Origin of the sequence: Saccharicrinis sp. 156, from assembly GCF_050589685.1 — a bacterium.
Lineage (GTDB): Bacteria > Bacteroidota > Bacteroidia > Bacteroidales > Marinilabiliaceae > Saccharicrinis.
In genome coordinates this window covers 50,336-63,315 of the sequence record NZ_JBNGOS010000028.1, presented here as the reverse complement: position 1 = coordinate 63,315, position 12,980 = coordinate 50,336, and the positions used below count along the sequence as shown (strand labels likewise).

General features: G+C 42.0%; 8 protein-coding genes. All 8 read left to right on the top strand.

The window, feature by feature from the left end; translation table 11 throughout:
• Window positions 1-9: 9 nt before the first annotated feature.
• Complete coding sequence (locus tag ACRD64_RS17080) at window positions 10-1,407, top strand: sulfatase family protein (protein ID WP_430934670.1); 1,398 nt, start codon at window positions 10-12, stop codon at window positions 1,405-1,407.
• 136 nt (window positions 1,408-1,543) lie between these two features.
• The gene (locus ACRD64_RS17075; RefSeq protein ID WP_430934669.1) at window positions 1,544-3,160 is read left to right on the top strand and encodes a sulfatase family protein; all 1,617 of its coding nucleotides are present in this window, start codon (window positions 1,544-1,546) and stop codon (window positions 3,158-3,160) included.
• Window positions 3,157-5,013: an alpha-L-fucosidase gene (locus ACRD64_RS17070; RefSeq protein ID WP_430934668.1), complete on the top strand. Its 1,857-nt coding sequence runs from the start codon at window positions 3,157-3,159 to the stop codon at window positions 5,011-5,013. Before ACRD64_RS17075 ends, ACRD64_RS17070 begins: the two co-directional genes overlap by 4 nt.
• 11 nt (window positions 5,014-5,024) lie before the next feature.
• Complete coding sequence (locus ACRD64_RS17065) at window positions 5,025-5,660, top strand: GDSL-type esterase/lipase family protein (RefSeq protein WP_430934667.1); 636 nt, start codon at window positions 5,025-5,027, stop codon at window positions 5,658-5,660.
• 79 nt (window positions 5,661-5,739) lie between these two features.
• The gene (locus ACRD64_RS17060) at window positions 5,740-6,717 is read left to right on the top strand and encodes a glycoside hydrolase family protein (RefSeq protein WP_430934666.1); all 978 of its coding nucleotides are present in this window, start codon (window positions 5,740-5,742) and stop codon (window positions 6,715-6,717) included.
• Between the two features lie 66 nt (window positions 6,718-6,783).
• Window positions 6,784-8,211, top strand: coding sequence for a sulfatase-like hydrolase/transferase (locus tag ACRD64_RS17055; protein ID WP_430934665.1), 1,428 nt, complete (start codon window positions 6,784-6,786; stop codon window positions 8,209-8,211).
• A gap of 79 nt (window positions 8,212-8,290) precedes the next feature.
• The gene (locus ACRD64_RS17050; protein WP_430934664.1) at window positions 8,291-10,378 is read left to right on the top strand and encodes a Sip1-related alpha-galactosidase; all 2,088 of its coding nucleotides are present in this window, start codon (window positions 8,291-8,293) and stop codon (window positions 10,376-10,378) included.
• Window positions 10,379-10,382: 4 nt separating this feature from the next.
• Window positions 10,383-12,962 (top strand): GH116 family glycosyl-hydrolase, encoded by a 2,580-nt coding sequence (locus ACRD64_RS17045; RefSeq protein WP_430934663.1) that lies wholly within the window; start codon window positions 10,383-10,385, stop codon window positions 12,960-12,962.
• Window positions 12,963-12,980: the final 18 nt, after the last annotated feature.

The following is a 12,980-nucleotide window of genomic DNA, read 5'->3' as shown; positions in this document are numbered from 1 at the left end:
CTTGAATAGATGAACAAGAGTAAGTTATTACAAATATTCACAGCGGTATTCATTGTCTTTTGGGCTATAAGTTGCTCAACTGATGAAGAATTACGCAAGCCAAATTTCGTTATCATTTTCACCGACGATCAGGGTTACCAGGATTTGGGATGTTTTGGCTCGCCAACTATTCACTCGCCCAACATCGACAAGATGGCGGAAGAAGGGATTAAACTGACTAGCTTTTATGTGGGGGCTCCGCTTTGTACACCATCGCGTGCAGCCTTAATGACTGGCTCTTACCCAACGCGTGTAAACATGGGCGAACGGGTTTTGCTCGATGCTGATTCAAAAGGGCTTAACCCCAATGAAATTACCATTGCTGAAGTATTAAAATCGGCAGGCTATAAAACCGGAATGTTTGGGAAGTGGCACTTGGGCGATCAGCCTGAGTTTTTGCCCACTCGCCAGGGATTTGATGAGTTTTTCGGACTTCCGTACAGTTACGACATTAGCCCGTTTCATGGCAATAATAAGAAGCATAACTTTTCGCCTCTGCCACTAATGGAAGGAGAAACAGTGATTGAGGAAAATCCCGATTGCGACTATCTTACCCAGAAGTTTACAGAGCGTGCGATTCGTTTTATCGAGGAAAATAAGGATGAGCCATTTTTCCTTTATATTCCGCATCCTGATCCTCACCGACCCATCTATGTGTCGCCCGAATTTAGAAAAGATGCGCCCGATTCAATTAAAGCCCGCCTGGAAAAAGAAGATGGCTACATTGATTATGCTGCCCGCGATAAACTGTACAAATACGCGATTAACGAAATTGACTGGTCCGTAGGACAAGTGCTGGAAGCATTAAAACGAGCTGGAATTGATGAAAATACCCTGGTGGTTTTCACATCAGACAATGGGCCAATGGCGGGAAGTGCCAAACCTTTGAGAGGTAGAAAAGGAAGCTTTTATGAAGGCGGTTTGCGCGAGCCGGCAGTAATTCGCTGGCCCGGAAAAATTCCGGCAGGACAGGTAAATGACGAAATACTTACCGCCATGGATCTTTTACCAACTTTTGCCTCATTAGCTGGGGCAGAAATACCAAACGACCGGGTAATTGATGGTAAAGATATTTGGCCGGTGCTGGTAAATAAGGAGAGCAGTCCACACAAGGCCTTTTTCTACCATCAACACGGAAATTTAAAAGCAGTGCGTTCAGGTGAGTGGAAGCTGCATGTAAGTGGAAACACACCAGTCGCCCTGTACAATTTAGAAGATGATATTTCAGAATCAAAAAATGTGTTGGAGGGAAATCAAGTAATTGCCGAAGACCTGCTTTCTCATATTAAAGAATTTAAGAAAGACATTAAAAACAATAACCGTCCAGCGGCTTATGTCGAAAATCCGGTAGCACTATCTAAAAATTAAAGAAATTATGAGCATTACGAAAGGAAAAGGGCTAATGACGCTTCATATGCAACATTTGTTAGTCAAGATGCAACATACATCTTACTCTATCGTTCCAGCTATTTGTAATTTTGGAATATTACAAAAATTTAAAACAATGCGCAAAATCAAATTATTAACAGTACTTGTAACTTTTCAGGTTGTATTTTTTTTCATCAGTTGTTCCACAACTAATGAATCATCTTTACCCAACATCGTCTTAATCTATGCCGATGACCTAGGCTATGGCGACCTGAGCTGTTATGGCGCAACCAAGGTGCAAACGCCAAATATCGATCGGCTGGCATCCGAAGGCTTATCATTCTCTGATGCGCATGCTGCAGCAGCTGTTTGCTCGCCTTCGCGCTATGGTATCATTACAGGACGTTACCCTTTACGACGTAACTATTGGGGAGCTGTTGGGGGACTTGATGATGCCTTAACGATCGACACATCACGTATTACTGTAGCCAGTCTTTTGAAAGATGCTGGTTATTCTACCGCTTGCGTGGGGAAATGGCATTTAGGTTTGGGCGTTGACAAGCCTGATTATAATAAAGCACTAAAGCCAGGACCTCTTGAACTGGGGTTTGACTATGCCTATTACATCCCTATGGTGAATAGTGGACCTCCTTTCGTTTATGTAGAAAATCATTGGGTGGACGGCTACGATCCGGCTGATCCTTTTGTACGTGGAAAAAAATCTGTGACGCAGAAATGGCCTGAGAAAGGTGGCTATACTGCCATCGGTGGAGCGGAGGCTGCTCATAAGCTGTACGAAGATGAAAAGGTGGGCACTACACTGAAAGACAAAGCCATTGCGTGGATGAAAAAAATGCACGAGAGTGATAAAGATAAGCCTTTCTTCCTTTATTTAGCCACTACCAATATTCACCACCCTTTTACACCAGCTCCTCAGTTTCAAGGGACGAGCGAGTGTGGTCGTTATGGCGATTTTATTCACGAGCTGGATTGGATTGTCGGTGAAGTGACCGGCGCACTTGAAGAAATGGGCGAAGCGGAGAACACCTTGGTTATCTTTACCAGTGATAATGGGGGAATGCTCAATTTAGGCGGACAAGATGCGTGGAAAGCGGGCCATAAACTCAATGGCGATTTGCTAGGTTTTAAATTTGGCGCCTGGGAAGGCGGACACCGAGTGCCCTTTATTGTCAAATGGCCCGGTAATATTAAGCCCAATACTACTTCTGATCATATGATTAGTCAAGTGGACCTTATGGCCACTTTCGCAGAAATAACGCACCAATCCTTAACGAAAGAAGAATGCCCTGATGGGATTAATCAATTACCAGAATTGCTGGGAGAGGCAAAAGAACCCTTACGTGATGTCCTTATTGTTTCACCCAACTGTCCCAGTCATTTAACGGTACGTAAAGGCGACTGGGTTTATATCGCTGCTCAGGGCGAAGGCGGGTTTCAAGGAACGAATATTGGTTCACACGCCTTAGGGGGTGCGGCAGCTACCAAACTAACCCAACAAATCAATAGCGACATCGAAAATTATAAGATAAAAGCGGATGCCCCACCCAAACAGTTGTATAACATTAAGGAAGATCCCTACCAAACAGTGAATGTTTATGGGCAGTACCCTGAGGTAGAAAAAGAGTTAGACGCTATTTTGCAAAGCTACAGAGGAGAAATTGGTGACTATCCTGAGTTAGGATGGATTCATAAAAAGGTGCTGGAAGAAAAAAGAACGAAGAATAAGAAATGAAAAAGATCTCTGTTTTAATAGGTTTGTTTTTTTTCGTTAGAATTACAAATGCTCAGGTAGGTAATATGGTAAATGATTCCATAAATATTGCAGATCCGATGGAAAAGTCGGCTCTATTAAAGTCATCCTTGCCATGGTTTGCCCGTTTTCAGGTGGGCGATCTTCCAGTGGTAGGTTTCCCCGGAGAAACCGAAAAAGAAAAAAAGCAACGAATGCAGCCGTGGGTGGATGCAAAATATGGCTTATTCCTGCATTGGGGACCTCAACGTGCAGGAGGTGAATATGTCATTTCAACGGATACCTTAAATGCTTTTAATCCTGAATCATTTGACGCGGAAAAATGGGTGCTAACCGCGAAACGCTTGGGTTTTAAATATATCGTGATAACAACAAAGCACCATGCTGGTTTTTGCATGTACGATTCTAAATACACTTCCTATGATATTATAGACGCAACCCCCTTTGGGCGTGACCCCATAAAGGAGTTGTCGGATGCTTGTGCCAGGCATAATATGCTATTCGGTATTTATTATTCGGTTTGGGATATTCATCACCCAGGCTATAGCAAGGGGTTGGGCACCGGTAATTATGCCACCTATCAACAGTATATGCTCAATCAAATAGAGGAATTACTGACAAATTATGGCCCGATGGTTTGTGTGTGGTTTGATGGAGAGTGGGTGGAAAGCTGGACACGGGAACGAGCTATTGAATTTAGGGATAAAATTCGGGAATTACAGCCCAATACTATTTTGGCTAACCGTATAGGACAGCGCCGAAGGGGCGATGGAGACCACCATTCCCCTGAAAACTTTTCGCCCTACGTTGGAGACCAGGACGAACCCTGGGAAAGTTGTGCGAAATTTGATGGTAGTTGGTTTTACAACGGTACCAACAAATCGCAATCTGCAGAATGGGCACTATATAACTTATGCTATGCCTCTTCGCGCGGAGGAAATTTTTTAATGAATCTCGGACCAACACCCGAAGGAAAATTCCTGGAATCTAGTATTGAGAAACTGGGGCATGTGGGAGCATGGCTAAAAGCAAACGGGGAGTCTATTTATGGTACCGAGAAAGGCCCTCATTATTTATTGGAATGGGGGACGTGCACCCGAAAAGGAACTACCTTGTATTATCAGGTTTTCGATTGGCCAAAGAATGGAGAACTGCTTATTCCCGGACTTAAAACAAAGGTAAAATCTGCAACTTTTCTGGCAGATAAAAAAGGTAATCCGTTAGAGATGAGAAGGGCTGGAGATGATGTGATCGTGAATTTACCTTCCGTACCACCTTATGAAATAGCCAATGTCATTAAAATGAAATTGGCGGGTATTCCAGTAGTGGACAATTCTGCCAAGGCCTTAAAAAAGGAAATAGCGAAAAAGGAATCCATGAGAGAAATTCCCGAAGGAAGCTACTTTTTACCTGCTGGATTTGCCAAAATACATGGCGAGAAACTTCATTTTTATTATGGAACAGGAGCAGGAGCCCAACGCGAAAACCTTAAGGGTTGGACGGAAGAATCGGATTGGGCAGAATGGGACTTGCTGGTAAAGGAAAACGGTACATACAATGTGGAAATAACCTATGCCAGCTTGGTAGATGGAGGTTCTTTTGAATTGACCTTGGCTGGGCAGACATATGAGCATGCAGTTCAGAATATCGGAAAAAAACCTAGAGCCAAAAATTCGCCATTATCGGTTAATTATAAAACTTTTGTTTTGGGTGAAATGCAATTAAAACCAGGTAGGTATCAGCTGACCATAAAACCTAAAAAAATAAATGAAGAAGCAATAAATTGGCACCAGGGCTTGATGATTTTGAGAGATTTAACACTGGTTCCAAACTAAAATAAATAACAATGAGAAATATTCTATTATGTGCAGCATTATTCTTGATGATGTTCTCCTCGTGTACCACAAAACCAACGATGGTGGCTTGCGTGGGGGATAGTATTACCGAAGGGGCCAAACATAAGTGGCAAAGCAAAACGGCTTATCCCAGGGTGTTAGGCGATTTATTAGGTAAAGACTTTAGCGTAGTCAACTGTGGGAGAAGCGGCACAACAGCTTTGAAGGAGAGTAATTTTACATACTGGAAATGCAACGAATTTTCCAATGTATTTGCAGTTCATCCCGGCGTAATAACCATCAAGCTGGGTACCAACGATTCCAAACCCGGCAATTGGAATACAGAAAGGTTTAAAAAAGATTATCAGAGTTTGATTGATACCTTTTTGACCATTCAGCCAAAGCCACAAATTTATCTCTGCTGCCCTGTTCCGGTGTTTGAGCACAGCCGTTTTAGAATAAGGGGTGAGGTGGTAACCAACGAAGTTATTCCTTTAATTAAAAGCCTGGCAGAAGAAAATAATTTACCTCTCATTGATTTATATAAGCCATTCTTGGGGAAAGGCGATTTGGTGCCTGATGGTGTGCACCCTGAGGCGGAAGGGGCTGCTTTAATCGCTGAAATAATATCTAAACAAATAAATTAAACAAATGAAATTTAAAATATTCACTCCGATCGCAATACTTCTAGTTTTATGCATTAATTGCAGCAAACCAACAACAAAAATGTCTTTTGAATATGTGGGAATAGCAGCAGAACAAAAGGGGATGCATGTATGGGGATCATCCCCAATTATTGGTCCTGAGGGCAGAGTGCACCTTTATGCTGCACAGTGGCCCATGTCGACTCAAAAAGATTTTAGTGGATGGTTTAAGGATTGTGAAATTGGTCATTATGTAAGTGATAGTCCTGAAGGGCCTTTTGAATATATAGGTTTGGCTATTGCAGATAAAGACGGACAGTTTAATTCTCCTCATAATCCAACGATTAATTATATGGATGGGCTGTATGTACTAAGTTTCATTGTGAATGAAAATAATGATTTAAAAACCCAGCGCATTGTTATGATGGTGGCCGAAGATTTGAATGATAATTGGCGGCCGGCTTCAGGAGCAGAGGCTGATGGCACAATGCTTCGCAAATCTGCCGATTCTACAGTATGGAGTTTTACTGCAAAATTGGGATGTTCTAATCCGACCTTGATAAAATTTGGCAATAAGTATCATTTGTACAATAAATCGGTAGTTCGAAAGCAGCCTAAAGGATATGTTTATACTTATGGAGTGGCCATTGCTGATAAGTTAGAAGGACCATATATTCATAGAAAAGAACGAATCACCTCTCCTTCATTCCCATTGGAAGACGCCTATGCTTTTACCATGAATGATTCTGTGTTTTTCTTTAGCCGTGATTTCGGTGCCCGAAAAGGAAACCAAGGAGGAGGTTTGTTATGGAAATCTGCCGATGGAATAAACTTTCCAACAGAAAAAGTTACGCGTGCTTATGAGGATTTGGCTCATTATCTGGGCGAAGAGGCATTAGAACATGCCCATGTTTATAGAGGAAAAAAACACGGCCATTTGGAGCGTGTTCAGATATTATCTATCGATGGCAAGCCCGCCTATGCCTATTTCGCGGTTGGATTAAATGTGAAAGATGGTTATGGTAGCGGTTCACATGTTTTCAAAATTGTTCATGAATAGGTCACTCTGAGCGTGTATTAAGAGAAGTTAAATAAATAGTTAATATCACAACAACATTAATTACTAATGTATAGAACAACGATAATTATCTCCCTGCTAATATGCTTAATTGCATTTAATGCCGTTTCGCAAAATACAAAACCGAATGTAATATTAATTGTTGCTGATGACCATGGCTATGCTGATATGCATCATTTAGGTATTCATGAAGATATTCAAACACCTAATTTAGATCAACTGGCACAGGATGGTATTTCTTTTTCCAATGCATATGTCACTAGTCCTATCTGTAGTCCATCGCGTTGTGGTTTAATAACAGGCCAGCATCAGGCACGTAATAATAACTATTTTTATGGAGGACCAGGTATTGCAGAGGGTACCATGACCATGGCACAAGCTTTTAAAGAGAATGGTTATACTACAGCCTACTTTGGTAAACTACACTATGGTAATGACAAGACGCAAGGCTCTTTTAATTATCCACAAAACCATGGTTTCGATGAATCAATCGTAGCCGGACATGGAGGGCGTGTACATTACTTGTATCACAATGATAAAGCAACAGGTTCCCATGGTAAACCTGCCCATGCTTGGTCGAAGAATGGAGAAAAATACGAAGAAGATGGCTATTCTACAGAACAACTATCACATTGGTCGCAAGCGTTTATTGAAAAGAATCAGGCGCAACCTTTTTTCCTTCAGATTGCTTTCAACGCGGTGCACAACTTCAATTTTCAACTACCAGAGAAATATTTGAAAGAATGGAATCTTCCGTATTACCCGGATTATGAAGAGCTGGGAGATACCATCAAAGAAAGTGTATGGTACAACCAATCTATTCTTCCCAACCTACCCAATGGAAGAGCTTACTATATTGCTCAGTTATACTATCTCGATAAAGAGATTGGTGCTATCAGAGAAAAACTGAAGTCACTGGGTATTGATGATAACACTATCATTGTTTACACCTCTGATAATGGTGGGTCTAACTGCAGCGGAGGTAATAATAAACCCTTAAGAAGCACCAAATACTCCTTGTACGAAGGTGGTATACGTGTGCCCATGTTGATGTGCTGGAAGAATCAGCTGAAGAGTCATACAGTGAATAATACCATGGTAAGCACACTTGATCTAATGCCAACATTATTAGCGGCTTCTCATGCCAGCGAGGAGCTGTACCAAAGTAGTGATGGCATTAACTTGCTTCCTCTTTTGCTTGACAATAAGGCGATAGAACGTGATGAAATGGTGTGGGATGTTGGTTTTGCGTGGGCGGTTCGCAAAGGGAATTGGAAACTTAAAGTGGTGACTAACCAAGAGAAAGCGGATCGTATCTCTAAGAAACAACATACCAATTTAGGTAAAGGTATTGAGCTCTTTAACCTTGAGAGTGATCTATCGGAGCAAAACAACCAAGCTAAGGCTTACCCTGAAATAGTTGAAGAACTCACAGCCATTTATAAGGATTGGAAAATTTTGGTAAGCGAGGAATAGAATAAGAGATGAATTGCTATGCTAAAACCAAAGCGTAACAACGATTATAATATTAATGCTTCTGTAATAAATTAATAATATGAAACTAATTACAATTTTAGGTTGTGTATTTCTAATGCTTTCCTGTAATGTTGAAAAGAATGATAGTGTGCATTGCCTAGATAGTGTGCCTGAGGTCTTGACTTTGAGTGAACTAGATGGGGATGGAGTGTTTTCTCTAGCCAAGCAGCAGTTGACGCCTGTAGATGGTATTATTGCAGAAATCTCCCTAGCCTTACCTAAATATAAAAAGGGGATTTATTATCGCCCTTTTTCATCTACTCTTGCATCGGGTAATAGACTAGAGCCACTGTGGTTTGAGGATATAGCCGAACTCGATACTTTCGTTCGTAAAGCTCCAAGGATGGATGATGATACGGATATGGGTGCCTTTATGATGCTTCAAAAACCTGATGGAAAGTATTTGGTGCTCCTGCCTTTAGTTTCTAGTCGGGTAGGGAATACCTTTACCATTAAAAATAAGAAGCTTTACTTGACAATGGCTACCTATGGGACGGATAGGGAAGACCTAGCTGTGCCACTCATAAGCTATGCACAGTCCGAAAACCCTTATGAAGCAGCTCGCTTAGCCTGGGCTAATGCGATGAACCTTGAAGGTATCAAGGGAAATATTAATTGGAGGGAGAATAAAAGCTACCCAGAAGCCTATCAATATCTAGGCTGGTGCTCATGGGAGCATTATAGGCAAAATATCAATGAAACGATTATTCTGAATGGCGTAGATCAGATTAAAGCAAGTGATATCCCCTTTCGTTGGGTGTTGATAGACGATGGTTACTTGGATCATAAATCGAACAAGCTTTTGTCTTTTGGTGTTGATAAAAAGAAGTTTCCCAATGGTTGGGAGACTATTACCAGCCAAAAGGATGATAAGATAAAGTGGATGGGCATCTGGCGTTGTTTTAGTGGCTATTTTGGTGGCGTTTCTCCTGAACATACGATGACGGCTTTGCAGGATCATTTAGTGGAGCGTTCGGCAGGCAAGAATAAATCGCGGATGATGCCTAAAATCTCTCCTGAATCGGCAAATGCCTTTTATAATGCGATGACTGCCAATACTCAGGAAAATGGTTTTGACCTGATAAAAGTTGATTTCCAATCGGACAATTTCCGTTATAATACGGGGGCTTCAAATGCGATTCTTGGGGTTCATTACAATAATACAGCACTGGAAGAGAATTGTAAGGAGAAAGGCCTGAAGTTGCTCAACTGTATTGCTATGCAGAATTTTAATGTGTTTAATCATAGATATAGTAGCTTGATCCGTGGTAGTGTCGATTATAAAATTAATCGTGATAGATTAGATGTGACTTTAGTTCAGAATTTTACCAATGCCTTTTGGTTAGGTCATACCCACTGGTTAGATCAGGATATGTTTTTTGCAAATCATAAAGCATCAAACCGTCTGATGGCGGTCGCACGAGCAATTTCTGGGGGACCTATCTATCTGTCTGACGAACCACAGGATATTGATGATACGGTGCTGAAACCCCTCACTTTTGCAGATGGTCATATCTTGGGAACTTTGGCTCCTGGTGTTCCTTTGCCCGAGAGTCTGATGCAAGATCCTTATTACGAAGGGAAGGCATTCAGACTTATTGCTCCTTTAGAGAATAACAGTGCTGTTATAATGGCAGTTAACCTCAACCAGGATGGGAAAGCTATTGACGCTTTTGTCTCGGCAGATGACTATCATTTTGCCGGTGGAATGATGCAACCTTATGAGGGGCTCTGGAAGCTTCCTGAGGAGGGTATCTTGTTATACGATTATTATGGCGCCAGGGCGCAAATACTGAAAGAAGATGTTCAATTCTCTCTTGCATCGCGCGAAGAACGACTGTTCCAATTAAGCCCTGTCAAAGCAGGGTGGGCGGTCATAGGTAGACCGGATAAGTACCTTCCTGCAGCTACTTTTACTATGTTAGAAATCAGTGAGGACAAGGTTAAGGTAAAAATGAAGGAAGATGGCCCTGTATTGCTGTGGTCTCAAAATAAAATACCCGAGTCAAGTAGCTTTAGCTTCAAAAAGTTAGAGAATGGCCTTTGGCAAGGGGATTTGATACAAGCGAACGAGAAAAAAGAATATACAATTAATGCCAAGTTATAAAACGATGAAAAAGATTAAACTGATAACCACTTTACTTGCACTAGCAACACTTGCTTTTGCCCAAGAAAATAATGCGGCTTGGCCTGTGCTAAAAACCTACGACCAGGAGCATATCCAGAAAATCAAAATGCCAGTGGGTGGTATTGGTACCGGCACTATTTCCCTCACTGGACGTGGTAGTCTGGAAGACTGGGAAATAATGAACCGCCCGGCTAAAGGCTTTAATCCAACCTTGGAAAACTGGGGTCCTGTAAAGGAAAAAGGACCATTCTTTGCCATTTATGTAGAAGATGGCGAGGGTGAGAAGCAAACCAGACTTCTGGAAGGAATGCCTGATGAGTCCACTTATGAAGCAGCTAATGGTGCATTGGCTAATCAGATTGGTTTGCCTCGTTTTGGTCAAACGACGTTTAAAGCAGCTTATCCTTTTGGACAAGCGCTGTTAAGTGACGAGAAGCTTCCTGTGGAGGTGGTTGTTGGGGCATACAATCCACTGATTCCTGGAGATGTGGATAATAGCAGTATTCCTATGGTGGTGCTCAATTATGCCGTAAAAAACACAAGTGCGAAAGATATCAACATCTCGCTAGTTGGTACAATTCAGAACTTCATCGGATATGATGGAAACAGAGGAAAGGCCAAGCAAAATGTAAATACAATACGAGAAGAAGATGGGCTGAAAGGACTTCATTACACGTCAAATGGTGTAGATCCGGCCAGTGAACAATGGGGAAGTTTTAGCTTGGTTTCCTTGAATGAAGGGCAAACAAGTTACCGTACTGCCTGGCAAAAGAAAACAGGGCGTTGGGACAAAAAACGCCTGGACTTTTGGGATGATTTTAGTGAGGATGGAGTGTTGGAACCTCGTGAAAATGCCGAAGCCAATGCGCCAATGGGGTCCTTGGCGGTGAAAACAACCCTGCAAGCCGGAGAAGAAAAAAACTTTCGTTTTTTGATCGCGTGGCACTTCCCTAATCGTCAAACATGGGACAAGCCGGGTTTCCAGAAGATGATTAAAGCAACAATGGGAAATTATTATACCACAAAGTATGAAGATTCCTGGGACGTAATTATTAAAACGCTTCCGCAGCTTGATGACCTAGAGGAAAAAACCAAGATGTTTGTTAAGGCTTTAATCGAAAGCGATATTCCAGAAGTTGTCAAAGAGGCTGCCTTGTTTAATGCTGCACACTTACGAACACAATTGGCTTTTCGAATTAAAAGTGGACAGATGCTGGGATGGGAAGGTATTTTTGATGACCGTGGAAGTTGCTTTGGTTCGTGTACCCACGTCTGGAATTATGAACAAACCACCGCTTTCTTATTTGGTGAATTGGCCAAAACCATGCGCGAAGTGGAGTACAAATATGCCACGGATGATGAAGGGATGATGAGCTTTAGAGCTTACTTGCCTTTAGATTCAGCTCAAAAGTGGAATAAAGCAGCGGCTGATGGTCAGATGGGCTGTGTGATGAAGTTTTACCGCGACTGGCAGTTATCTGGCGACGACGCTTTCTTAAAAGAGCATTGGCCCAAGGTGAAACAATCTTTGGAGTTCTGCTGGATTCCTGGTGGATGGGATGCCGATAAGAATGGCGTAATGGAAGGCTCGCAGCACAACACCATGGATGTGGAATATTTTGGTCCGAATCCTCAAATGGGCTTTTGGTATTTAGGTGCTTTAAAATCAGCTGCTGAAATGGCTGAATATTTAGGCGATAAGAAATTTGCAAAAGAGTGTCGCGCGCTTTTTACTGAAGGCTCTGAGTGGATGGATGCTAACTTATATAACGGCGAATATTACGTGCAGGATATCCAACCACCGATGTCAGCAGATAATGTAGCACCATCGCTAATTGGAGCAACAGGTGGAGATAAGTCTACCGACTTTACCTCACCTGATTATCAGTTAGGTGAGGGTGTTTTGGTTGATCAATTAGTTGGACAAGTGTTTGCTCATCTTGTTGGTCTGGGTTATTTGGCTGATCAGGATAAGATTAAGCAAACGACAGCTTCTATAATGAAATACAATTATGTGGATAAGATGTATTCACACGCCAACTTCCATCGCTCCTATGCCATAGGCGATGAATCGGCCTTGCTGATGGCTGCCTACCCCGGTGAACGTCCCGAAAAGCCTTTCCCTTATTTTACGGAAGTGATGACAGGCTTTGAGTACACTGCAGCCATAGGTATGTTGCAGGAAGGGATGACTGAGGATGGCTTGAAGTGTATCCGTAATATCCGCGATCGCTATGACGGTAAAAAACGTAGTCCTTTTGATGAAGCCGAATGTGGTCACCACTATTCACGCAGTATGATTGCCTGGGCAGGGGTATTAGCGACCTCTAATTTTCATTATTCAGCGGTTGATAAATCAATGTCTTTTACTTCATTACCCGGAACTTATTTCTGGAGCAATGGCTATGCCTGGGGAACCTGTGAGGTGAAAGAAAAGGAAGCGCTATTTACCGTACTTTCCGGTTCAGTAAAGCTGGATAGTTTTTCGCTGGATGGATTGGGAGAAAAGAAATTGAAAGGTAAGATCATCTTTGAAGGTGATGAAGTAGCGATTAAATTTTGAATATGGCCTTAAAAAACA

What these genes read in the sequence shown, in the direction of transcription:
- ACRD64_RS17045 (WP_430934663.1), top strand. Translation starts at nt 10,383, where the DNA reads ATGAAAAAGATTAAACTGATAACCACTTTACTTGCACTAGCAACACTT.
- ACRD64_RS17050 (WP_430934664.1), top strand. Translation starts at nt 8,291, where the DNA reads ATGAAACTAATTACAATTTTAGGTTGTGTATTTCTAATGCTTTCCTGT.
- ACRD64_RS17075 (WP_430934669.1), top strand. Translation starts at nt 1,544, where the DNA reads ATGCGCAAAATCAAATTATTAACAGTACTTGTAACTTTTCAGGTTGTA.
- ACRD64_RS17055 (WP_430934665.1), top strand. Translation starts at nt 6,784, where the DNA reads ATGTATAGAACAACGATAATTATCTCCCTGCTAATATGCTTAATTGCA.
- ACRD64_RS17070 (WP_430934668.1), top strand. Translation starts at nt 3,157, where the DNA reads ATGAAAAAGATCTCTGTTTTAATAGGTTTGTTTTTTTTCGTTAGAATT.
- ACRD64_RS17080 (WP_430934670.1), top strand. Translation starts at nt 10, where the DNA reads ATGAACAAGAGTAAGTTATTACAAATATTCACAGCGGTATTCATTGTC.
- ACRD64_RS17065 (WP_430934667.1), top strand. Translation starts at nt 5,025, where the DNA reads ATGAGAAATATTCTATTATGTGCAGCATTATTCTTGATGATGTTCTCC.
- ACRD64_RS17060 (WP_430934666.1), top strand. Translation starts at nt 5,740, where the DNA reads ATGTCTTTTGAATATGTGGGAATAGCAGCAGAACAAAAGGGGATGCAT.